Genomic DNA, 22,391 nt, shown 5'->3' on the forward strand with positions numbered 1-22,391 from the left:
GCCCTTGCGGGCGCCGTTTTTAATCGTGGCGGCGAATCAGTCTGGCCGGCGCGCGCGCTTTTCCTCGCGCACGAAGATCACCACGCCCACGATCACCATCAGCGCCAGCGCATACCAGGTGATGGCATACGTCAGATGGTTGTTCGGGAAGTTGATCATCGTAAGTCCGCCAACCGGTTCCCGGGCGGGATCCTTGCCGGGGCTGGACGCGGCGTCGGCGTCGATGAAGTAGGGCGCCACGTCGGCAAGCCCGCGCGCCGCCGCGATGCCGGGCAGATCGCGTGAATACCAGAGGTTGGCGGCCGGATCGTTGTTGCGCAGAAAGCCGCTGGCCGGTTCGCCCATGCGCAGCAGGCCCGTGACCTGACCCGACGCGGGCGGCTGGGCGCTATTGGCCGCGTCCTTGCGCCATGCCGGCAGCACGAAGCCCCGGTTCACCAGCACGGTGCCGCCGTCCGCCAGCTGCAACGGCGTCATGACCCAATAGCCGCTGCCCAGTTCCGTGGCGGCCTGCACCAGCGTCTGCTTGTCGAAGTGGTAGGTGCCGGACGCGGTGACGTGGCGGTATTCGGCGTTGTCCTGCGTCAGTTGCGCCCATTCGTTCTTGCCGGGGGCGGGCGTGGCGGGCGCATGGGCGCGCTGATCCACCTGCGCGATCAGCGCGCGTTTCCAGGCCAGCCGGTGAACCTGCCAGGTGCCCAGGGCGCAAAGCCCGGCGAAGATGGCGACAGCCAGCAACCCCAGGATGACCAGGGTTGCCTTGCTGCGCGGAGAACGGGAGGTGTCGCGTGAAGAAATGTCTTTGACTGCTGCCATCAGGGCATCTTGCGCATGTCATGCGGTGACATGGGCATCATGTTGGAGTTCAAGTGGTACATGATCCAGATGGATCCGCTGAGCGTGATGACGACCAGCACGAGCGTGAATATTAACGCCAACATGTTCCACCCGCTTTCGGACTTGGTGTCCAGGTGCAGGAAATAGATGATGTGGACCACGATCTGCACGACGGCAAAGGCCAGGATCACCAGGCCGGTGACCCGCGAGCTGTCGATGACGCGGTCCATGACCAGCCAGAACGGAATCGCGGTGAGGATGGCGGCCAGCACGAAGCCGGTCATGTAGCTCTTGAAGGTGCCGTGGCCGGCGCCGTCGTCATCGTCATGGTGGCCATCGTGATGATCGTGGCCGCTATGGCCGCCGTGGCCGGTGTCGGCCAGGTTATCCATGTGCGACGTCATGGCAGCACTCCCATCAGATACACGAACGTGAACACGCCCACCCAGATCAGGTCCAGGAAGTGCCAGAACATCGACAGGCACATCAGGCGGCGGCGGTTTTCGGGGATCAGCCCATGCAGACGCACCTGCAGCATCAACGTCACCAGCCACACGATGCCGAACGTGACGTGCAGCCCGTGCGTGCCGACCAGCGTGAAGAACGCCGACAGGAAGGCGCTGCGCTGGGGACCCGCGCCCTGGTGGATCAGGTGCCAGAACTCGTAGATTTCCAGCGACAGAAAGCCCAGGCCCAGGATGCCGGTGACGGCAAGCCACAACTGCGTGGCGCCGATGCGGTTGCGCCGCATCTCCAGCATCGCGAACCCGTAGGTGATGGATGACAGGAGCAGCAGCGACGTGTTCACCGCCACGAGCGGCAGGTCGAACAGGTCCGCGCCGGATGGGCCGGCCGCGAAGCTTCGGCCCAGCACGCCGTAGACCGCGAACAGGCACGCAAAGATGAGGCAGTCGCTCATCAGGTAGACCCAGAACCCAAGCAGCGTGCCGTTCTTGGGGTGGTGTTCGCCAGGAACGTAAAAGACGGGTTCCTGGGACGACGGCGCGGTGCCGCCGGGCATGGGGTGGGCGAGGGTATCAGACATGTTGCGCTAGCAGCCTTGTGCGGGCGTCTTCCGTGGCGACGACCTCAGCGGCCGGCACGTAGTAGTCGCGCTTGTAGTTGAAGGTATGGATGATCGACACGAGGATCAGCGCTGCGAACGACAGCACCACCAGCGGCCACATGTGCCAGATCAGCGCAAAGCCCAGCACCACGCTGATCCCCGCCAGGACGATACCCGCCCAGGTGTTCTTCGGCATGTGGATCGGAATGAAGCCCTGTTGCGGACGCTGGTAGCCGTGCTGCTTCATCTGCCACCAGGCGTCCAGGTCATGCACCCGCGGCGTGAACGCAAAGTTGTAGACGGGCGGCGGCGACGAGGTGGACCATTCGAGCGTGCGGCCATCCCACGGATCGCCCGTGGTGTCGCGCAACTGATCGCGGCGGCGGTAGCTGACCACGAGCTGGATGATGAAGCTGGCGATGCCGCACGCGATCAGCAGCGCGCCGAAGGCCGCGATCTGGAACCAGATCTGCAGCGACATGTCTTCAAAGTGGTTCACGCGGCGCGTCACGCCCATCAGGCCCAGCACGTACAGCGGCATGAAGGCCACGTAGAAGCCCACCAGCCAGAACCAGAACGAGCACTTGCCCCAGAACGGATCCAGCTTGTAGCCGAATGCCTTGGGGAACCAGTACGTGATGCCGGCCATCAGCCCGAACAGCACGCCGCCGATGATCACGTTGTGAAAGTGCGCGATCAGGAACAGGCTGTTGTGCAGCGCGAAGTCGGCGGGCGGCACGGCCAGCAACACGCCCGTCATGCCGCCGATCACGAACGTGACCATGAAGCCCAGGGTCCACAGCATCGGGACTTCAAAGCGGATGCGCCCGCGGTACATGGTGAACAACCAGTTGAAGATCTTGGCGCCTGTCGGGATCGAGATGATCATTGTCGTGATCCCGAAGAACGAGTTCACGCTGGCCCCGGACCCCATGGTGAAGAAGTGGTGCAGCCACACCAGGTACGACAGCACGGTGATCACGACCGTGGCGTACACCATGGACGCATAACCGAACAGGCGCTTGCGGCAGTAGGTGGACACCACTTCGGAAAAGATGCCGAAGGCCGGCAGGATCAGGATGTAGACCTCGGGGTGGCCCCAGATCCAGATCAGGTTCACGTACATCATGGCGTTGCCGCCGAAGTCCGCCGTGAAGAAGTTGGTGCCCACGTAGCGGTCCATCGACAGCAGCGCCAGCACCGCCGTCAGCACCGGGAAGGCCGCCACGATCAGGACGTTAGTGCACAGCGCGGTCCACGTGAAGATGGGCATGCGCATCATCTTCATGCCGGGCGCGCGCATCTTCACGATGGTGACCAGCAGGTTCACCCCCGATAGCAGTGTTCCCACGCCCGCTATCTGCAAGGCCCATATGTAGTAATCGACCCCGACGTCCGGACTGTGCAGGATGCCCGATAAGGGTGGATACGCCAGCCAGCCGGTGCGGGCGAATTCCCCCACGAACAGCGACATCATCACCAGGATCACGCCGCCTGCGGTCATCCAGAAGCTGAAGTTGTTCAGGAACGGAAATGCGACGTCGCGCGCGCCGATCTGCAGCGGCACGATGAAATTCATCAGCCCCGTGACCAGCGGCATAGCCACGAAGAAGATCATGATGACGCCGTGCGCCGTGAAGATCTGGTCGTAGTGGTGCGGCGGCAGAAAGCCGGTGGAGTCGCCGAAGGCCACGGCCTGCTGGGCGCGCATCATGATGGCGTCGGCAAAGCCGCGCAGCAGCATGACGATACCCAGGATCACGTACATGATCCCGATCTTCTTGTGGTCGATGCTGGTGAACCATTCGCGCCACAGGTAGCCCCACTTCTTGTAGTAAGTGACGGAACCCAGCAGCACGATGCCGCCAGCCGCCACCACGAAGAAGGTGCCCAGCAGGATGGGGTCGTGAAAAGGAATGGCGTCCCAGGTAAGCCGGCCAAAGATCAGCTTGGTGAGGTCAGGTTGATCAGGCATCTCGATTCCAGCAAAAAAACCGCGTTTACATGGAGCACGTCGCGTGCCGAAAAACCTGCCGCGCTAGAGCACCAGTCCTTCAGAGGCCGTGCACATGGCGCCGACATACTTGCGCGGCGGCGTTTCCGTAAGGCCCAGCTTCTCGCGCACTTGCGGGTCCAGGGTGGTGAGGTTGTGCGCGCCCGGTATGCCGGCGCCGCCTTGCGCGTCGATGGCCATCGCATCACGCATGCACATGCGGTTGGGTTCGACGCAGCGGTTCACGATGGCGTCGAAAAGGCCGGGCGCAACGGTGGCGTAAAGCTGCACCGGGTTGCGCTCGCTGGGTTGTTCAAGCTTCAGGTAAGCAGCGCGGTCCAGCGTGGCCTGCGATTTCTGGGCCTGCGCGACCCAGTCGTCAAAGCCCTTCTGGTCCAGGCCATGGAAGCGGAAGCGCATGCCCGAAAAGCCCGAGCCGCTGTAGTTGGCGGACAGGCCTTCGTATTCACCGGGATGGTTGATGACGGCGTGCAGCGTGGTCTGCATGCCGGGCATGGCGTAGATTTGACCGGCCAGCGCGGGCACGAAGAACGAGTTCATGACCGACGACGACGTGATCTTGAACTGGATGGGGCGGTCCACCGGCGCGGCCATTTCGTTGACCGCGGCCACGCCTTGCTCGGGATAGAGGAACAGCCACTTCCAGTCCAGCGCGACCACTTCGACGACCAGCGGCTTGGTGTTGGGCGGCACTTCGCGGCCTTCGGACAGGCGCGCCAGCGGCCGGTAGGGATCAAGCTGGTGCGTACTGACCCACGTGAGAGCGCCAAGCGCGATGATGATGAGCAGCGGCGCCGCCCAGATCAAAAGCTCCAGCATCGTGGAGTGGTTCCAGTCGGGGTCGTAGGCGGCTTCCTTGTTGCTGGCGCGATAGCGCCATGCGAACAGCAGCGTGAGGATGATGACCGGCACGATGATGATGAGCATCAAGCCGGTGGAGATGATGATCAAGTTGCGTTGTTGCACGGCCACGTCGCCCGATGGCGACAGCAGGACCGCATTGCACCCGGCGAGCAGCGGCAGGGCGGCAAACAGGATCAATCCGCGGAGCCTTGCGAAGGACGACATGGTCATACCCCGAAACGTAACCGTGCGAAGTAAACGAAACACTACGCTGGAAGCCGCGAAAAATCTAGGGTAAAAAGAGCAAAAGTATGCACGGGAACGCGTGCGGGGCAGTCATGGGCCAAAACGCTTGCGGCTTCCTGCATGATGCGCGTACCGTGGTGCTGGTGTGTTGCAAGATCGTAGACAAGGCGTATTCAGAACCTTCTTTTGCGAGCGAACCCATGTCGACCACCACGCAGTATCCTGGTCATCCCTCTCCCGGTTCCGGACCCGGGGCGATCAGCGGCGGCACCAGCCACGCCAAGGTGGCGCCCGGTGAAATCGCGGTGGGGGTGGTCGTCGGACGCGCCTCCGAATACTTCGATTTCTTCGTCTTCGGCATCGCGTGCGTGCTGGTTTTTCCGAAGGTGTTCTTTCCCTTCGAAGGCCAGCTGGAAGGCACGCTGTCAGCCTTCATCATCTTCTCCTTCGCCTTCATCATGCGTCCCATCGGCACCGCGCTGTCGATGGCGATTCAGCGCCGATGGGGCCGCGCAACCAAGCTGACCGTCGCCTTGTTCGTGCTGGGCACCGCGACCGTCGGCATGGCGTTTTTGCCCAGCTATGAATCGATCGGCGTGCATGCCATCACCTTGCTCGCGGTCTTCCGCTGTCTCCAGGGCCTGGCGTTTGGCGGCTCGTGGGACGGCCTGCCGTCGCTGCTGGCGCTGAACGCGCCGCCCAACCGGCGCGGCTGGTATTCGATGATGGGTCAGCTGGGCGCGCCTGTGGGATTTCTGGTGGCCAGTGCGTTGTTTCTCTATCTGCACATCACGCTGACGGAGGCGGACTTCATTGAATGGGGCTGGCGCTATCCGTTCTTCGTGGCTTTCGCCATCAACGTGGTGGCGCTGTTTGCACGGCTGCGGCTGGTGGTGACCGAGGAATACACGCAGCTGCTTGAAGAGGGTGAACTCGAGCCCATCGGCATCCGCGAGATCATCAGCCAGCAAGGCTACAACCTCTTCATCGGCGCCTTCGCCGCGCTGGCCAGCTATGCGCTGTTTCACCTCGTCACGGTTTTTCCGCTGTCGTGGATCGCTGTCAGCGGCACGCAACAGATTTCGGATGTGCTGATCGTTCAGATCATCGGCGCGGTGATCGGCATCCTGGGCACGATCGCGTCCGGGTGGCTGGCTGATCGCATCGGGCGGCGCACCACGCTGGGTTTGCTCGCCATGCTGATCGGCGTGTTTGCGGTGGTGTCGCCCTGGTTGCTGGGCGGCGGGCCGAAGGCGCAGGATGCGTTCATCCTGATTGGGTTTGCGCTGCTGGGTCTGTCTTACGGGCAGGCATCCGGCACGGTCACTGCCAACTTCACGCGGCGGTTCCGTTATACCGGTGCGGCCTTGACGTCCGATATGGCGTGGCTGGTCGGCGCGGCGTTCGCGCCGGTGGTGGCGCTGGGGCTTTCGGCGCGATTCGGGCTGGTGGCGGTCAGCGTGTACCTGCTGTCCGGCGTGGCGTGCACGTTGATTGCGCTGCGCATCAACAAGGTGCTTGAAACGCGCGATTGAACGTGCGGCGCTGAAACCTTGCCTTCCTGGTGAAACTCATCGCCGAGCCCGAAGCTCGTAGCTCTGCCATTTCTGGCGGACCAAAGCCCGGATTAATTTCCGCCAAATTCAGCCGTTATTTCATTTAGTGACGCTCGGAATCTCCGAGGCGCCGCCGTCCGAGGCTGAACCGATGCGATTGCGCAAAGCGGCCCCAATTAGTTTCGCGATAAACTGCGGCCGCGTCCTGAATTGCTGGCCGCTCATACTGCGAACCTCGCCCAATCAGGCCTCATGATTAATGGCCGGCGGTGTGCCAAAAGCGATCATAAAGTCCCGCATTCTTTTTTAGGTGGTCTATGTCTGATGTTGTCGTCTTTCTCAGGAGCCAACCGAAGTTCGGTGACCAAGTTGTCGCTTATCCCGCCCTCAGCATCCTGAAGAAGTTTTGGAGTGACAAGCGAGTCCGCGTGGTTTCTCGCTATCCGGTAGGGCAGTTTTACAAAGACCTTCCGTGGGTCGACGAGTTCGTCCAGGCCGACGCGTTTACCGCTCAAATGCGTGCACTACCTCGCCGCGCACATGCGGCATTGAACCTGCACCATTCAAGCGAGCGCTATCCGCTGATCAGTTTGCTGCGCAGGCCCGCTGTACGAATGGGGTTCAACAATGATCGACTGTGCGATCGTTTTTGGACCCATTCGCATCGCAAAGACATTAACGAGTACATCGGCCTCGCCAACATGCGTTTACTCGCAACGCATCAGAATCATGACCCTGAACAAACGGCCCGGTCCGCCTTCATGGAGCTCGCACAGCCGCACACCGAGACCGTTCGGCCGGCAGATATTGTCCTGATACCTGGAGGGGGCTCAGGGGAATTCAAGCGGTGGCACCTGGATCATTATCTGGCGCTTGCGGATCTGCTTCAGAAGCACCTCGGCGGCGCAGGCGAATTCACCTTTGTCCTTGGACCCGACGAGGCCTACATGCAGGATCGCATCGATAGCCTGGGTCGTGCCGACTTCAAGGTCGAGTTTTGCCGGCCAGCGGCCCAACTCGCTGCGTTGATGCGCGAGGCGCGCCTGGTCGTAGCAAACGATTGCGGTCCATCGCATATAGCGCAAGGCCTATGCGTTCCATATGTCGGTGTCTTCAATGAACCCAATCCAGAGTGGTTTTGGGCGCGCAAATACACGCGAGACGTTGTACCGGACAATGGAACGGATGAAATCAATTCCATTGAGCCGGCGCGCGTGTTCCGGGCCTGTTTGGAGGTGCTCGACAAGCGCCCGACCGCCTAGGTGTCAGCCGCCTCATATCGAGATGGACCTCGGCATCCAAGCAAACGCAGCGGCGGCGACGTTCAGCCCAGGTATCCTTCCAGCACATTGGCGACGTTGATGCCGACGTCAGCCACCGCATAGCCGCCTTCCATCGTGAACACTGCGGGCAGCCCAAGCCCGGCCAGCATGCGCCCGACTTGCAGGTAGTCGGCGCTCTTCAACTTGAACTTGGATATCGGATCGCCTTCATAGGTATCCACGCCCAGCGCAATGACCAATGCGTCGGCCTTGAACGCGCACACCGTGTGCAGGCCCTGCTGCAAGGCGGCCGTCCATGCGGCGAAGTCGCTGCCGGCGGGCAACGGCAGGTTCAGGTTGCAGCCCTGGCCGTCGCCTTCGCCGCGTTCGTCCGCATAGCCCAGATAGAACGGATACTCGGTGGTCGGATCGCCATGAACCGACACGGTCAGCACGTCGCCGCGGTCGTAGAAGATGCTTTGCGTGCCGTTGCCGTGGTGATAGTCCACGTCCAGCACGGCGACGCGCTGCGCGCCGGCATCGCGCAGCGCCTGGGCCGCCAGCGCCGCATTATTCAAAAAGCAGTAACCGCCAAAGAAGTCCGCGCCGGCGTGATGGCCAGGCGGGCGGGTCAGCGCCATCGCCGCGCGCAGGCCCTGGCCTTGGGATACGGCGCGTGCGGCGTCGATCGCGCAGGCGGCGCCTGCGGTGGCCGCTTCCCACGTGCCGGCCGTCAGCGGACAGCCGCTATCGAACGAGAACAGCCCGACGCGCGCCGCGAAGTTCGTGGGTTCGATGTCGTGCCGAAATCCGCGCACGGGCCAGATCGACGGCAGCACGTCCAGATCCGCGTTGGCCGGATCCAGCGCAACCCATTCGTTCCAGGCGGTTGACAGAAAGTCCACGTAGCGCGGCGTGTGCACGCGCTTGATCAGATCCATGTCGGGCGCGGACGGCACGCTCAATTCACCGATGCCGCGCTGACGCAGCGCGTCCAGCACGTATTCCAGCCTGGCCGGCGTTTCGTGGCAGGGAACCAACTTGCCGCGGAACATCTCCTGGCGGCCGCTGTGTTTGTCGTGAACGGGATTGTGGAAGATCAGCACGATGGAAAGTCCTGGAAGGGTAGGGCAGGCGGATGCGCCGCTACAGGGGCCGGAAAATATACAGCGCCACGGCGGGCAGCTCGCGCAAAACGGAATAGACGTCGCGTAATTCGAAAAATGCAGGGTACGCGCCGCTTACGTCCGCGACGCCCTGGCGCTTGAGCGCGAGCATCGTGCGCGGCACATGGAAGTATTGCGTCACGGCCATCGCGCTTGTGTAGCCGTGCTGGCGCATGTAGGCGCTGGCGTGACGGGCCGTGGCCCAGGTGTCGACGCCGGCGCTGTCCACGACGATGCGGTCGGCGGGCACGCCGCGCGCCAGCAGGTAGTCGCGCATGGCGGCAGCCTCGTCCGTGCCCGCCGGATCCACGCCACCGCTGACGAACAGGATGCGGCAGGTTGATGCGGCGTAGCAGTCGAACGCACGGTCCAGCCGCGCGGCCAGGCGCGGCGAAGGCTTGCCGCCGGGTTCAACTTTGTTGCCCAGCACGACGGCCACGTCGGCGTGGCGCGCGCTGGTCAGCAAGCCGGTCGCGGCCAGCGCCGCTGCGGCCAGCAGCACGATCGCCGCCAGAACCATCACGGCGCGGGTCGCAAATCGGTAGGTCGAAACTGTCATGGGGTGAGCCAGGTTGCAGGGCAAGGGCAGGAGCTTACGGCAAAAGGCGTTTGGGGCAGTCTCACGCCCGAAGGATTACTGGTAGCGGGCAGGGGGGGCGGACCGCCTCGCGCTTGCGGGTAAACGCGCAGTGCGCGTGCGCGGGTGGTCATCCTGGTTAGAATCGGGAACATATTGTCCCGCGCCGTTGTGGCTGGTGCACCGTCCCCATGAACCTGCCGTTTCCCATCCGCCAAGAATGTCCTCCCGGCGCCTGTGTGTGCGACCGGGAGCAGTTGCTGGCCAATCCAACGACGGACATGCGGGTCCTGCGGCTGACGCGCGAGGAAGAAAAGCGCCTGGTGGCGCGGCTGGAAAACATCACCAGCCTGGACGACCTGCGCGCGATGCAAGGGCGCATTCACGCGCAGCTAGGCATCGTCATCCACATCACGCCCAGCGAAAACGAGGTGCGGACGTCGCGCGGCATTTCGATCCAGCTTGAAGAACTGCCGGGTCTGTGCCGCAAGACGCGGGCGTCGCTGCCAGCCGCGATCCGTCGCGGTTTCGACAGCCGGCCCGAGATCGTCTATGCGCTGCTGAACGAGCGGGATCTGCTGAGCGGCACGTGATAGGAAAGCGTAGGGGTCGTGGGACGGCAATCTCGCCGTAGCAACGCGGTCCGGCGTCAGCAAATGAACGCGATCAATGTTTGCGAGGCGTGGCGCACGAAAGCAGCGGCACCACGTCCGCCGGCGCGCGCCCGGCATCGGGCCGCGTGACGTCACGCTTCTTTCCGGTGCGGGCGGGATAGATAAGGAGCACGGCGCTGCCGGGTTCCAGCTTGGGACTCTGCGCCGTGCCGTAGGCGACGGTCCAGCCGCGCAGGGCCAACGGCGCCAGCGTGTACTGCAATGCCGAGCCGGGCGCCACGTGCGCGACTTTGCCCGCGTAGAGTTCCTGCTGCGGCGTGTCGACGCCGTTGACGGTCTGGTAGGTGGCGATGCTGACCAGCGCCGCCGATTCGCCGTGACGCGCCAGGACGGCGGTCTTGTACTTGCCGGGCGGTACGTCCTGCAGGTTGACGGTGACGGTGTTGCCGCCCTGGCCGGCGGCGTTCAGATGCACGCCCAAGACGTCCGCGTGCGAAAGCGCCTTGTCGCTGGTGTTGCGCACCCGCACGCTGTATTGCCCCGACGTCCCCGTCACCGTGCACACGTCGATGCCGTGGGGGGAGGCGGCCTGCGTTGTTGCGGCCTGCGGTGGTGCGGCCTGCGTTGGTGCGGTTTGCGAAGGCGCCGCCTGCCCGGACGTCGCGGCGGCGCTGGCCAGCAGCGCCGCAAACGGCAGGATCAGACGGCGGGTAGATCGAGAGGGCACGGCACGCTCCGGTTGAGGGCAGCGTGCCGGGCGGCGCGTTGCCTGCCCCTTTTTACACCACTTGACGGCCCGGGGCCGTCTGCTGCTCGCGCTTGCCGGCCAGCCAGTGCAGGATCAGCGCAAGTACCAGCAGTCCCGCCATGATGAAGCCCCAGCAGATCCAGCCCAGCACGGTGATCAGCGTACCGAGGCTGCCGGCAAAAGGCAGGACCTGGTTCAGGCCTTGCGCGGCCCAGACCAGGCCCCCTTGCAGCGATGCCAGCCATGCCGGGTCGACCCACGGCGCCGCCCAGGCCGGCGCCACCCACTGCGAGGTGTCGATGGCCGTGCCGGGCACCTGCGCCGTGGCAATGGTGGCCAGCACCCAGTCGGTCAGTTGCAGGGTCAGCGCCACCAGCCCGGTCCAGAGCGCCGCCAGGACGGCAAAAACGAGCCAGATGATTTTCTTCATTTGTTCAGGTACTCCGATGACTCAAAAAGAACGGCCACGATACCGGGGATTCTATTTCTGAAAAACCAGAGTGGATGTGACAAACATTAAGATAAAACCGAAGTTTTAGCCTGTTCGAGAATCTGCCGGACGAGCGGATGATGCTGGCCGCGGCGGTTGCGGATGGCGTGGATTTCCTCGTGCACGTCGTCGCAGCGCGCCAGTGGCCGCAGGCCGCGCAGCAGCGCAACGTCGTCCCCGCCCAGCCGGCTGAGCGGAAAGACGCCCAGGCCCCGCGCCGCGAACACCGACATGAGGGCGCTGTCCTCGAACTCGCCCACGACGTTCGGGTAGACGCCCTGTTCGGCAAACCAGCGATCCAGCGTCTGGCGCAGCACCGAGTGGCCGGTGGGCAGCAGCACGGGCAGGCGCTCCAGACAGCCCGGAAAATCCAGCGTGTCCGGCTTGCGCACCAGCTTGGCCGGGCCGTACCAGTCCACCGGCGACGACACCAGGCGGTCGCTGGTCAGCCGCAGGTTGGGATTGGCGGGCGCGCCCTGGCCGGCCAGCACGAGGTCCAGGTGATGCCGCGCCAGCTCGCCCAACAGTTCCTCGACTTCACCTTCATGACAGGTCAGATGCAGATCGGGCGTGTGCAGCACGGGCCCCAGCAAGGCGTGTGCCGCCAGCTTGGAAATGCCATCCGACAGGCCCACGGACAGGCGCACGACGGGCTTGGTGGCGGCGGCACGCACTTCCTGCGGCAACACCTGCCCGATCTGGAAGATTTCTTCGGCGCGGGCGAAGGCGGCTTCGCCGGCGTCGGTCAGCGTCACGCCGCGGCCGGCCGGCTTGAGCAGCTGATGGCCCAGGTTCTTTTCCAGTTCGCGGACCTGCGCGCTGATGGTCTGGATGGCCATGTCCAGGCGCTCGGCGGCGCGGGAAAACCCGCCCTCCTTGGCGACCATCCAGAAGTAGTAAAGGTGGCGGTAGTTCAGCATGGGTGTTGGCTCAGTCAGTCGGATAACTTCGGTTTTTTCGAACCTTAACTCACTTTCAGGCTGATTTCTCCATCCCCGGCGGATCCGGATCATGGGCACCTTCGAATCTAGCGGGGCAATCATGGACACTTTGATAACCTTCTTCAATGCCGATTTTCTCGGCACGCCAACCTGGAGCTGGCTGCTCTTCATCAGCATCGTCGTCAGCCTGCTGGCCTTTGACCTGGGCGTGCTGCACAAGGAAGACCGCGAGATCGGCGTGCGTGAAAGCCTGCTGCTTTCCGCCGGCTACATCACCGCTGCCGTGCTGTTCGGTGGCTGGGTCTGGTGGAACATGGGCGCCGAAAGCGGCATGGCCTATTACACGGGCTTCATGATCGAGAAATCGCTGTCCATGGACAACGTGTTCGTGATCGCGCTGATCTTCAGCTTCTTTGCGATCCCGCGCCAGTACCAGCACCGTGTGCTGTTCTGGGGCATCCTGGGCGTGATCGTGCTGCGCGCCACGATGATCGGCCTGGGCGCCGCGCTGGTCAGCAACTTCGGCTGGCTGCTGTATCTGTTCGGCGCGTTCCTGGTGTTCACGGGCATCAAGATGTGGATGATCGCGGACCAGACGCCTGACATCGCGACCAACCCGATCCTAAAGTTCCTGAAGCGTCACATGCGTGTCACGGACGGCCTGCGCGGCAACGCGTTCATGGTGACCGAAACCGATCCGGCGACGTCCAAGAAGGTGCGTTATGCGACGCCGCTGCTGCTGGCCCTGGTGCTGATCGAGTTCGTCGACCTGGTGTTTGCCGTGGACTCGGTGCCCGCAATCTTCGCCATCACGACCGACCCGTTCATCGTGTACACCAGCAACATCTTCGCGATCCTGGGCCTGCGTGCGTTGTATTTTGCCCTGGCGGCGATGATCCACCGCTTCCATTACCTGAAGTACGCGTTGGCGCTGGTCCTGGTGTTCATTGGCACGAAGATCTTCCTGGTCGGCTTCATCGGCAAGGTGCCTCCCGCGATTTCGCTGGGCGTGACCTTCAGCCTGATCCTTGGCGGCGTGCTGTTCTCGCTGTGGAAAACCCGCACGGATGAGCTGAAGCCTCAGTAATCCGGCTTACCGCCCCACGAACCCGTCCGCCGGCAAACCCGGCGGGCGGGTTTTTCTTTGTGGCGAGCCATATGCGGGGGATATGGCAGGCGGGTGTTTTGTGGATTTGTCATTGGAAGGGGCCAGGCGTAGAGTCGGCGGCTGACAAACCGCTATTTCCGACACGCGCTACCGAGTCGCACCACCGGGTCTCACCATCCGGCCGCCAAACAAGGAACGATCATGAACACCTGGTCCGCCAAGCAGTATTCCGCTTTTGAAAACGAACGCACGCGTCCGGTGCGGGATCTGGTGGCGGCGCTGCCCAATCTGGTCGTCAAGCGCGCCGTGGACCTGGGCTGCGGGCCGGGCAATTCCACCGAGGTGCTGGCCAGCCGCTATCCGGACGCGGAGATTTCAGGCATGGACAGTTCGCAGGACATGATTGACGCCGCGCGCAAGCGCATGCCTGCACTGTCGTTCGAACTGGCCGACATCGCCAGCTGGAATCCGCCGCAGGCGTACGACGTGATCCTGGCCAATGCCGCGCTGCAGTGGGTGCCCGACCACGCCACGCTGTATCCGGCGCTGGTGGCCAAGCTGGCGCCCGGCGGCAGCCTGGCGGTGCAGACGCCGGACAACCTGGAAGAGCCCGCGCACCGTCTTGCCCGGCAGGTGGCCGGCGAAGCCCCCTGGGCCGCCAAGACGGGCGGCGTGCAGCATCCGCCGCGGCACAGCGCGGCCTGGTACTACGAATTGCTCAAGCCGCATTGCGGCACGCTGGATGTGTGGCGCACGACGTATCACCATCCGCTGGCGGGCGCCGCGGCGGTGGTGGAATGGTTCAAGGGCACGGCGCTGCGGCCGTATCTGGACAAGCTGGACGCCGATGAGCAGGCGGGTTTTCTGGCGCGCTATCAGTGGCTGATCGAAGCGGCGTACCCGGCGCTGGCGGACGGTACGGTGCTGCTGCCATTTCCACGGCTGTTCATCGTGGCGAGCGCAAAGCAGGCGTAGTGGCGGACGATCTTCCGATCGGACGATCCCCAGGCCGATCCTCGCGGCCGAACGCCGTGGCCGACCCTCACGTCGAATTCCGCGGCAATCCCTATTGCACCGCAGCCTGGCCGTCGGCCTTGTCCGCGAAATAACGCGCGGGCGTCTTGCCCAGCGTCTTCTTGAACATCGTGATGAAGGCGCTGACCGATTCGTACCCCAGGTCGTCCGCCGTGCGTTGCACCGACACGCCCGCCGACAGCCGCTGCAAGGCCAGGATGATGTGCAGTTGCTGGCGCCAGCGGCCGAAACTCATGCCGACCTCCTGCTGCACCAGCCGCGCCAGCGTGCGTTCGCTCATGGCGACGCGCTTGCCCCACTGCGCGACGGTGCTGCGGTCGGCGGGGTCCGCGTTCAGCGCGCCGGCGATTTCGCGCAGACGCGGGTGGTCGGAGATGGGAAGGTGCAGCTGCTCGGTGGGCATGTGCGACAGCTGGTCCAGCAGCACGTCGGCCAGCTTGCGGTTGGCGTCGGCCGCGGCCTCGGCGGGCGTCAGGTTGGCCAGGTGCACGACCAGCTCGCGCACCAGCGGGGTGATCGACAGGGTGCAGCAGGCCGTGGGCAAACGCGGCGTGTCGGCCGGCACGAACAGGAAGCACATGCGCCCATTGGCGGTGACACGATTGCTGTGGGGTTGGCCGCCGGGAATCCAGACCGCGCACTGCGGCGGCACCATCCACAGGCCCTGCGCCACCGAGCACGTGACCCCGCCGCGCAGCGCCAGAACAAGCTGGCCCATGTGATGCTGATGCGTGGGCGATTCGTTGTCCCGCTCGGCCGCATGCACGGGCATGGCGAAGGCCCATTGCGTGGGGCTGTCGGGATCGAACGGAGCGGTGGGCGTATCGGGCGTGCGCATGGGCGTCGGCCGGGCAGAAGGGCGCGTTTTGGCCGGATTGCGAGAGAGTTTGTCATTATCTCGAAATTCGGTAAAGCGGACGATGCGTAAGCTGGCGGGATCGAATAGGGCCTCCATGCCTGAAGAATTTCCAAGCTGACTCCATGCAAGCCTCCCGCCACCCGATGCCAAGCCACCGCACACCCGGCCAACCTGCGCCCGGCCAACCTATGTCCAGCCACGCCTCATCCAGCCACCCCATACCCAGCCGCCCCGCGCTGCTGATTTTGGGCATCCTGTTCATCGCCATGGCCCTGCGCGCGCCGTTCACCGGCGTGCCGCCGCTTATCGGTCTGATCCGCGCGGAGCTGAATCTGTCGTCGGCGGCGGCGGGGATGCTCATCACGCTGCCGCTGCTGGCCTTCGCCGTGGTGTCGCTGTTTGCCGCGGGGCTGGCGCGCCGCTTTGGACTGGAACGCACGCTGTTCGCGGCGCTGCTGCTCATCGCCGGCGGAATCGGGATCCGCGTGCTGGGCGATGCCGTGGGACTCTACGCGGGCACGGCCATCATCGGCGCGGGCATCGCGCTGGGCAACGTGCTGCTGCCCAGTCTGCTCAAGCGCGATTTCCCGCAGCGCCTGGCAGGCCTGACGTCGGCCTACGTGCTGACGATGGGCCTTGCAGCCGGGCTGGCCTCGGCCGTCGCGATTCCCCTGGCCGAATTGCCGTTGGCCAACCTTCAACTGGGCGGCTGGCGGTTTTCCACGCTGTGCATGCTGGCGCTGCCGCTGCTCGGCCTCTTGCTGTGGGTGCCGCAGCTGGCCAACCATACGCCGCCCGCCGCGACCACCGCGCACGCACCGCACGGCGTGCGTCTGTGGCGCTCGCCGCTGGCCTGGCAGGTCACGGCGTACCTGGGCATCAATTCGTTCGTGTTTTATGTCGCGGTGAGCTGGCTGCCCGCCATCCTGCACGACGCGGGCTTTTCGGCCGAGCGCGCAGGCTCGCTGCACGGCTTCATGCAGCTGGCGTCCGCAGCGCCCGCGCTTTTTCTGGCGCCGTTGCTACGCCGCTTGAAGGACCAGCGTGCGGCGGCGTTCTGCGCGGCGGGCGCATCGTTCGTGGCGTTCACGGGCCTGATCGGGGCGCCCGCATGGGGCGTGGTGTGGATCGCGTTTCTGGGATTGGGCACCGGCGCGGGCATCATCCTGGGCCTGGCGTTTGTCGGGCTGCGCGCCAGCCACGCGCAACAGGCGGCCGCCCTGTCTGGCATGGCGCAATGCGTGGGGTACTTGTTCGCCGCGACGGGCCCCACCCTGGTGGGCAGTGTGCACGACGCGCTGGGCGGCTGGGGCGTTGCGCTGGGCGTGTGTGCGGCGTTGTGCGCGCTGATGGCGCTGGCCGGGCTGTACGCCGGGCGCGCTATCCAGATTGGCCGGCCTGGCGCTTCCACAACTGCACCAGCGTCGGCGGCGCATCCGCCTCGGGCACGTCAAAAGTGATCCGCGGCGCGTCCGCGCCTTCGAACTCGACTTCAACGTGAAAATAGCGCTGATCGCCGCGCGCATCCGGCCCGCAGGACACGGCCTTGGGCGCGGCATGCAGCAGCGCCTCGCACACTTCCTGCCGCACGCCGGGCGGGCAGGCGGTCATGTCGATGTGACGCGGCTGCGCCAGTTCGGGCAGGTAGGCAAGACCGCCCTCGCGCGTCAAGCGCACCAGTTGGGCGAGATCCAGCGAGGGCAGTTCGATCATGGCAGCACTCCCACGGCCTTCCAGGCGTCGTCGATGGCGCGGCGCACGGCCGCATCGCGCTTCTCGCCGGCGATCTGGATTGTCAGGCCCGCAAAGTCCTTGAAGCCGGCGTCGTGGCGCAGGCGCTTGTCGCACAGCGTGTCGTACCAGACCTGGCCCGCGCCTTGCCACGCATTGCCATTCAACGCGGTGGCGGCCAGATAGAACGCGCGGTTCGGAATGCCCGAATTGATGTGCACGCCGCCGTTGTCGCGCGGCGTATCGACGTAGTCGCGCATGTGCGCGGGCTGCGGGTCCTTGCCCAGCACCGGATCGTCGTACGCGGTGCCCGGCTCGGACATGGAGCGCAGTGCGCGCGCCCGCACCTTTTCCGTGAAGAGGCCCTGGCCCACCAGCCAGTCCGCCTGTCGGGCGGTTTGCCCCAGCGAATATTGTTTGACCAGCGCGCCGAACACGTCGCACAGCGATTCGTTCAGTGCACCCGACTGGCCCTGATAGAGCAGGGCGGCCTCGGTGTCGATGACCCCGTGCGTGAGTTCGTGGCCGATGATGTCGACGGCGATGGTGAAGCGGTTGAAGATTTCGCCGTCGCCATCGCCGAACACCATCTGCGCGCCGTTCCAGAAGGCGTTTTCGTAGTCTTCGCCGTAATGCACCGTGCCGATCAGCGGCAGGCCGTGCGCGTCGATGGAATGGCGCTTGTACACGTTCCAGAACAGCTTGTAGGTCGAACCCAGGTGCGCGTAAGCCTCGTCGACCGCGGCGTCGCCGCTGGGCCGCGCGCCTTCGGCCCGCACCAGTTTGCCGGGCAGCGTGGTGCTGTTGCCCGCGTCATGCACGGCGCGGTCGGGCGTGCCGGCCGGCGCCACCTGGCGTGCCGGCGCCAGCGTTGCGCGCGGCGGCTGCTCGGCCATCTCTCGCAGGCTGCGTTGCTGCTGATCGATGATCATCGTTTTGACGGCGGGCATGCTGACGCGCGCATCGGTATGCTGCGCAAGCCGGTCCAGCATGTACGGCGGGACCACTCCGATCAGAGGAGCGGACTCGGAAGGGCGGGGCATGGTCGGTCTCCGGCAAAGGCGCCGGAGGACACCCCGGCGCATGCCTGGTTAACGTAGCAGATGGGTGAACAGCGCGCCGTAACAGGATGCGGCGCGATGCGCAGCGGCAACGCACGCGCCTCGACAGCGCTGCGCCGATCCGGTAGCGTCTTGCGCTTTCCCGTTTTTCCGGACCCTTGCATGACCACGCCTGACTACCGCATCGCTTCCTTGTCGCTCACCGATACGCATGTGCTCTTGACGCTTGCCGACGGCCGCGAGATCAAGGAGCCGATCCGCCGGCACATCCGCCTGCACGAGGCGACTCCCGAGGCGCGCACGCATTGGCAACTGGTGGACGATGGGCATGGCGTCGTGTGGCCCGCGCTGGCCGCACCTGTGCCGGAAGGGATGCTGAACGTGCACGATCTGCTGTGGGATCTGCGCTACGAGCAAGCCATGGCGACGCTGCAAGCCGCGCAATGGAAGCTCGACCGGCTGTCGGAAACCGACCAGGAACTGGTGGCCTTGTGGCGCATGGAGGCCGACATCAACAATGGCGGCTTCATGCAGTTTCTGTGCAATTGGGGCGACCAGACCTGCCAACTGGCGTTGCAGGCGCTGCGCAAGATCGGCGCGGTGCACACGCTGGATGTGCTGTCGCGCATGCGCGGACTGATCGACCGTTTCGAGGCCTCGCCCGAGGTGGTGCAGCTCAACGACATCTACGGCGCGATGACCGAGCAGGAGCAGGAAGAAATGGAGTCGCTGGATCACGCATTCTGGGATTACCCGGACTCGATTGCGCGGCTGGGTTTGCGCTGGTACGGCGCCTGAACCCATCAGAATCACTGCACCAGAAACGTTCAGAAACGTATCGCCACATTACGTCGATACACGCGTGCGGCGGGTCGGCCGCTGCGGGATAGAATCCCGTCCTTCTTTCCCGGGGGGGACGCTCGATGCGGTATTTCCTTATCTTGGTGGGGGCGGCGGTGGTCGCCTATCTGCTCGCGCGCGGCATCGCAGCGGTGCTCTCGGACCGTAAACGCAAAAGAACAGACAGGGATTGGAAGTGAAGATGAAGCCGACAGATATCCAGATGGTCAAGACGATCGGCGCGGTCAAGCCGCGCAACGTGAAATTCGCCATTGGAACCGCACTCATCTTCCTGCTGATCCTGTTCATCGCCTTCGGATCGTGGTTCCAGGTCGATCAGGGCGAACGCGGCGTGGTGCTGCGCAACGGCAAGCTCGTGCGCGTGGCCGAACCCGGACTGGATTTCAAGACGCCGTTCATCGACAACGTGATGACGGTGTCCGTGCGCGACCACACCTTCGTGTTCGAAAAGCTCGAGGCCTACAGCTATGACCAGCAGCCCGCGACGCTGCGCGTGTCGGTCACGTACCGCGTGCCGTCCGAGCACGTGGCCGAGCTCTACTCCGAATACGGCACCATCGCCAATCTGCAGATGCGCGTGCTGGAGCGCAAGACGCCGGACGCGGTGAAGAACGTGTTTGGCCAGTACACCGCCGTGCGTGCCATCCAGGAACGCCAGAAGCTGGGCCTGGACGTGAACAACGCCGTGCTCAAGACGATGGAAGGCGCGCCGGTCCAGGTGGTGGGCGTGCAGATCGAAGAGGTGGGTTTTTCGCAGGCATACGAGCATTCGATCGAACAGCGCATGCTGGCGCAGGTGCAGATCGAGACGACCCGCCAGCAGAAGGAAACGGCGATGATCACTGCCGAGATCCAGGTGGTGAAGGCCAAGGCCGAAGCCGATGCGCGCCGTCAGCAGTTCACCGCGGAAGCCGACGGCATCCGCATGCGGGGCGAGGCCGAAGCGGCATCGATCCGCGCCAAGGCCGAGGCGCTGGCCGCCAACACCAATCTGGTGAGCCTGAACGCCGTTGAAAAGTGGGATGGCGTGCTGCCGTCCACGCAGGTGCCGGGCGCCGCGCTGCCCTTCATCGGCATCAAGTAGCGGCTGCGCTGGCAGGATGCGCCGGCAGCGCGGAGAGCTCCCGCCGCCGGCGCGCAAAGTCCACGATGTGTTCGCCAGACACCGCCTTGCTGTAGTACCAGCCCTGCACGAGGATCTCCGCGCTGGATGCCAGCGCGGACAACTGCCCCTCCGTTTCCACGCCCTCGACGATGATCTGCAGGTTCAGCGCTTCGCAGAATCGCAGCAGGCCGCTCATCACCAGCGCGCCCCGGTCGTGGCTCTGCGCCATCACGAAGCTGCGGTCGATCTTGACCGCGTCGATCTGAAACTGGTGCAGGTAGCTCAGCGCCGAATACCCCGTGCCGAAGTCGTCGATATAGACGCGTGCGCCGATGCCATGCAGGCGGTCAAAAGCTGTGTGCAGCGCGTCGGCGTCTTCGACCAGCGCGTCTTCCGTGAGCTCGACCGAGACCTGGCCCTGCGCCTGCGCCAGCACTTTGATCAACCGGTCCAGAAAGGCCGGCGCCGTCAACGTGCCGCTTGTGACGTTGATGGTCATGGGCATCGTGAAGCCCTGCGCCCGCCACGCCAGGCATTGCAGCACCGCCTGCCGCGCCACCCAGAGATCGACTTCGCGCATCAGGTCCGCCCGCGCCAGCCAGCGCAGGAATTCCAGCGGCGCCTGTTGCGTGCCTTCGGGGCCGGTGGCGCGCAGCAGGGCCTCGCAGCCGGTGCATAGGCCCGTGCGCATCGATACCTGCGGCTGGAACTCCAGATAGAAGTCGTATTCGCTGATGGCGCGGATGCGCGCGACCTCGGCCTGGCGGCGCGCGCGCGTGGCGTAGGTGGACGCGACCGGGTCATGGGCATACAGCAGGGATTCTTCCTGCAACTGCGGAAAGGTGGTGTCCAGCGACTTGAAGTACACCGTGGCATCGGCTTGGCGCTGCCGCTCCAGCGCGAGCAGAAAGGGCACGTAGATGCAGGCGCCCAGCGCGACAAGCGCGCATTGCAGCACGATTCCCGCCAGGCTTTCGCCCGCGCCCAGGTAGGCGTTGAACAGCACGGGCGATGTCAGCGGCAGCGCCACGGTGGCGGGGGCCAGCCAGCCCAGTTGCACGACCGCCACGGCAACCAGCACGTTGACCACGGGCGTCAACACGAAGGGCAGCAGCAAACGGGGATTCAGGATGAGCGGCAGGCCGAACAGCAGGATCTCGTTGATGTTCAGCAGCGACACCGGAATGCTGGCCACCGCCAGCACCCGCAACGAATCGCTGCGCGAAAACAGCAGGATCGCCACCACCAGCGACAAGGTTGCGCCGGAGCCGCCAATGAAGACGAACGCGCCCAGCAGCGTGCCGTTCAGCGCATAGACGCCTTCATACCCCGCGGCCACGCTGGTGGCGTTGAGCCGGGTCGCCTGGTCCAGCACGTCCATGATGGGCGCCATGGCCTGCGCGCCGTGGATGCCGAAGAACCAGAACAGGGAATTGAGCGCCCCAACCAGCGCGCCGGACGTGTAGGGGCTGTCCAGCGATGCAAGGCTCAGCGGAATGTCGACCTGGGCCACGGCGGGGATGCTCAACGCCGCCGACAGCGCCGCCATCACCAGACCCGCCGTCAGCAATCCCGGCACGATCATGTTCAATGAGTCGCGGACGTTTTCGCCGATCAGTCCGTCCGGCGCCAGTTGGGTCCAGCGGCGCCGGTGCAGCCAGGCCATCGCCGGCACGGCCGCGATCGGCGTGACGATGGCGATGAACAAGGTGAGCGTGGCGGCTGCGCGGGGGTAGGGGGCAAGCAGGTTTTCGGCGATGGCGACAAAGCACAGGCACAGCAGCGCGGTGGGCAGGTGCGGAAGCCGGTGGCGGATCGACAGCATGTAGCCGATGGCCGTGCCGGCCAGCAGCGGGATGACGCCCGACAGCGTGCGGTGCAGACCGGCCAGCAGATCGGCAATGCCGTCGGGCAGGCCGAACAGGCGTGCGCAAACGGACAGCACCAGGAACAAGGCAGAGACCAGCAGGCAGGGCATGGCCCACAGCAGGCCTTCGCGGATGGCGCGCAGGGAGTTGGCGCTTGCCAGGGCGGCCAGCCGATCTCTTGGGTACTGCGGAAAGATCGATTTCGGCATGGCCGTCTTGTGGCGCGAGGGGCCCGGGCGATGCGTGTCCGCCGGGGGTAAAAATCCGTTGCCGCATGCTAGCGCCTGTGTTCGGGCTTTAGCAATGCAAAAACGTGCCGGCGGCCTAGGGATTCCCCTCTGTCAATAATTGGAAATTCAGTCTTTTTGATAGGGGACAAGCCGGTCCGGACGCTATACGATCG

22 protein-coding genes are annotated in these 22,391 nt (G+C 64.7%); 8 read left to right on the forward strand and 14 right to left on the reverse strand.

Going from position 1 to position 22,391, the window contains the following annotated elements:
* Nucleotides 1-36 precede the first annotated feature (36 nt).
* From B3098_RS16210 to cyoA, 5 genes are all read right to left on the reverse strand, one after another.
* Nucleotides 37-816: an SURF1 family protein gene (locus tag B3098_RS16210; protein ID WP_279970831.1), complete on the reverse strand. Its 780-nt coding sequence runs from the start codon at nt 814-816 to the stop codon at nt 37-39.
* Nucleotides 816-1,241 carry a cytochrome o ubiquinol oxidase subunit IV gene (gene cyoD / locus B3098_RS16215; protein ID WP_376784602.1) on the reverse strand — a complete coding sequence of 142 codons (426 nt, stop codon included), beginning with the start codon at nt 1,239-1,241 and terminating at the stop codon, nt 816-818. Before cyoD ends, B3098_RS16210 begins: the two co-directional genes overlap by 1 nt.
* Nucleotides 1,238-1,882: a cytochrome o ubiquinol oxidase subunit III gene (gene cyoC, locus B3098_RS16220; protein WP_279970832.1), complete on the reverse strand. Its 645-nt coding sequence runs from the start codon at nt 1,880-1,882 to the stop codon at nt 1,238-1,240. The genes cyoD and cyoC overlap by 4 nt, the downstream gene beginning before the upstream one ends.
* Nucleotides 1,875-3,878 carry a cytochrome o ubiquinol oxidase subunit I gene (cyoB, locus tag B3098_RS16225; RefSeq protein ID WP_279970833.1) on the reverse strand — a complete coding sequence of 668 codons (2,004 nt, stop codon included), beginning with the start codon at nt 3,876-3,878 and terminating at the stop codon, nt 1,875-1,877. The genes cyoC and cyoB overlap by 8 nt, the downstream gene beginning before the upstream one ends.
* 63 nt (nt 3,879-3,941) lie before the next feature.
* The gene (cyoA, locus tag B3098_RS16230; protein ID WP_105241679.1) at nt 3,942-4,985 is read right to left on the reverse strand and encodes a ubiquinol oxidase subunit II; all 1,044 of its coding nucleotides are present in this window, start codon (nt 4,983-4,985) and stop codon (nt 3,942-3,944) included.
* 221 nt (nt 4,986-5,206) lie between these two features.
* Between cyoA and B3098_RS16235 the strand changes: the two genes are divergently transcribed.
* Together B3098_RS16235 and B3098_RS16240 are read left to right on the forward strand one after the other, a co-directional pair.
* Nucleotides 5,207-6,541, forward strand: a complete 1,335-nt coding sequence (locus B3098_RS16235) for an MFS transporter (protein WP_175122748.1) — start codon at nt 5,207-5,209, stop codon at nt 6,539-6,541.
* A gap of 338 nt (nt 6,542-6,879) precedes the next feature.
* Nucleotides 6,880-7,824: a glycosyltransferase family 9 protein gene (locus tag B3098_RS16240; protein WP_286897741.1), complete on the forward strand. Its 945-nt coding sequence runs from the start codon at nt 6,880-6,882 to the stop codon at nt 7,822-7,824.
* 62 nt (nt 7,825-7,886) lie between these two features.
* Here the strand turns inward: B3098_RS16240 and B3098_RS16245 are convergent, their stop codons facing one another.
* Both B3098_RS16245 and B3098_RS16250 read right to left on the reverse strand, forming a co-directional pair.
* Nucleotides 7,887-8,930: a histone deacetylase family protein gene (locus B3098_RS16245; RefSeq protein WP_286897743.1), complete on the reverse strand. Its 1,044-nt coding sequence runs from the start codon at nt 8,928-8,930 to the stop codon at nt 7,887-7,889.
* Nucleotides 8,931-8,970: 40 nt separating this feature from the next.
* Nucleotides 8,971-9,549, reverse strand: coding sequence for a YdcF family protein (locus B3098_RS16250; RefSeq protein ID WP_286897745.1), 579 nt, complete (start codon nt 9,547-9,549; stop codon nt 8,971-8,973).
* Between the two features lie 209 nt (nt 9,550-9,758).
* On the opposite strand from B3098_RS16250, the gene B3098_RS16255 reads away from it, so the two are divergent.
* On the forward strand, nt 9,759-10,160 hold the full coding sequence (locus B3098_RS16255; protein WP_286897747.1) for a hypothetical protein: 402 nt from the start codon (nt 9,759-9,761) through the stop codon (nt 10,158-10,160).
* A gap of 73 nt (nt 10,161-10,233) precedes the next feature.
* Here B3098_RS16255 and B3098_RS16260 read toward each other — a convergent pair whose 3' ends face one another.
* The 3 genes from B3098_RS16260 to B3098_RS16270 all read right to left on the reverse strand — a co-directional run bounded on the left by B3098_RS16260 (nt 10,234) and on the right by B3098_RS16270 (nt 12,339).
* Nucleotides 10,234-10,908 (reverse strand): hypothetical protein, encoded by a 675-nt coding sequence (locus tag B3098_RS16260; protein WP_286897748.1) that lies wholly within the window; start codon nt 10,906-10,908, stop codon nt 10,234-10,236.
* Nucleotides 10,909-10,960: 52 nt separating this feature from the next.
* A complete protein-coding gene (locus B3098_RS16265) occupies nt 10,961-11,359 on the reverse strand; it encodes a hypothetical protein (RefSeq protein ID WP_175122753.1) in 399 nt (132 codons plus the stop codon).
* An 86-nt stretch (nt 11,360-11,445) separates the two neighbouring features.
* On the reverse strand, nt 11,446-12,339 hold the full coding sequence (locus B3098_RS16270) for a LysR family transcriptional regulator (protein ID WP_175184471.1): 894 nt from the start codon (nt 12,337-12,339) through the stop codon (nt 11,446-11,448).
* 121 nt (nt 12,340-12,460) lie between these two features.
* Between B3098_RS16270 and B3098_RS16275 the strand changes: the two genes are divergently transcribed.
* Nucleotides 12,461-13,447, forward strand: a complete 987-nt coding sequence (locus B3098_RS16275) for a TerC family protein (RefSeq protein WP_175122755.1) — start codon at nt 12,461-12,463, stop codon at nt 13,445-13,447.
* Between the two features lie 222 nt (nt 13,448-13,669).
* A complete protein-coding gene (tam, locus tag B3098_RS16280; protein ID WP_286897752.1) occupies nt 13,670-14,443 on the forward strand; it encodes a trans-aconitate 2-methyltransferase in 774 nt (257 codons plus the stop codon).
* A gap of 91 nt (nt 14,444-14,534) precedes the next feature.
* Here the strand turns inward: tam and B3098_RS16285 are convergent, their stop codons facing one another.
* Entirely contained in the window at nt 14,535-15,341 is an 807-nt protein-coding gene (locus B3098_RS16285) for an AraC family transcriptional regulator (RefSeq protein ID WP_286897753.1), read from the reverse strand.
* A 209-nt stretch (nt 15,342-15,550) separates the two neighbouring features.
* On the opposite strand from B3098_RS16285, the gene B3098_RS16290 reads away from it, so the two are divergent.
* Nucleotides 15,551-16,822 (forward strand): MFS transporter, encoded by a 1,272-nt coding sequence (locus B3098_RS16290; protein ID WP_279970839.1) that lies wholly within the window; start codon nt 15,551-15,553, stop codon nt 16,820-16,822.
* On the opposite strand, the gene B3098_RS16295 is transcribed toward B3098_RS16290, so the two are convergent.
* Entirely contained in the window at nt 16,743-17,075 is a 333-nt protein-coding gene (locus B3098_RS16295; RefSeq protein ID WP_286897754.1) for a protealysin inhibitor emfourin, read from the reverse strand. The two genes, B3098_RS16290 and B3098_RS16295, sit on opposite strands and share 80 nt — an antisense overlap.
* Nucleotides 17,072-18,136 (reverse strand): M4 family metallopeptidase, encoded by a 1,065-nt coding sequence (locus B3098_RS16300; RefSeq protein ID WP_286897755.1) that lies wholly within the window; start codon nt 18,134-18,136, stop codon nt 17,072-17,074. The genes B3098_RS16295 and B3098_RS16300 overlap by 4 nt, the downstream gene beginning before the upstream one ends.
* A 180-nt stretch (nt 18,137-18,316) precedes the next feature.
* Here B3098_RS16300 and B3098_RS16305 point away from each other — a divergent pair, with 180 nt between their 5' ends.
* Together B3098_RS16305 and B3098_RS16310 are read left to right on the forward strand one after the other, a co-directional pair.
* Entirely contained in the window at nt 18,317-18,952 is a 636-nt protein-coding gene (locus tag B3098_RS16305; RefSeq protein ID WP_279970840.1) for a DMP19 family protein, read from the forward strand.
* A gap of 244 nt (nt 18,953-19,196) precedes the next feature.
* Nucleotides 19,197-20,099, forward strand: a complete 903-nt coding sequence (locus B3098_RS16310) for a prohibitin family protein (protein WP_370632992.1) — start codon at nt 19,197-19,199, stop codon at nt 20,097-20,099.
* On the opposite strand, the gene B3098_RS16315 is transcribed toward B3098_RS16310, so the two are convergent.
* Nucleotides 20,092-22,197 (reverse strand): PTS sugar transporter subunit IIC/EAL domain-containing protein, encoded by a 2,106-nt coding sequence (locus B3098_RS16315; RefSeq protein ID WP_286897756.1) that lies wholly within the window; start codon nt 22,195-22,197, stop codon nt 20,092-20,094. The two genes, B3098_RS16310 and B3098_RS16315, sit on opposite strands and share 8 nt — an antisense overlap.
* Between the last annotated feature and the right edge of the window lie 194 nt (nt 22,198-22,391).

Origin of the sequence: Achromobacter sp. UBA2119 (assembly GCF_002331005.1) — a bacterium.
Lineage (GTDB): Bacteria > Pseudomonadota > Gammaproteobacteria > Burkholderiales > Burkholderiaceae_B > Achromobacter > Achromobacter animicus.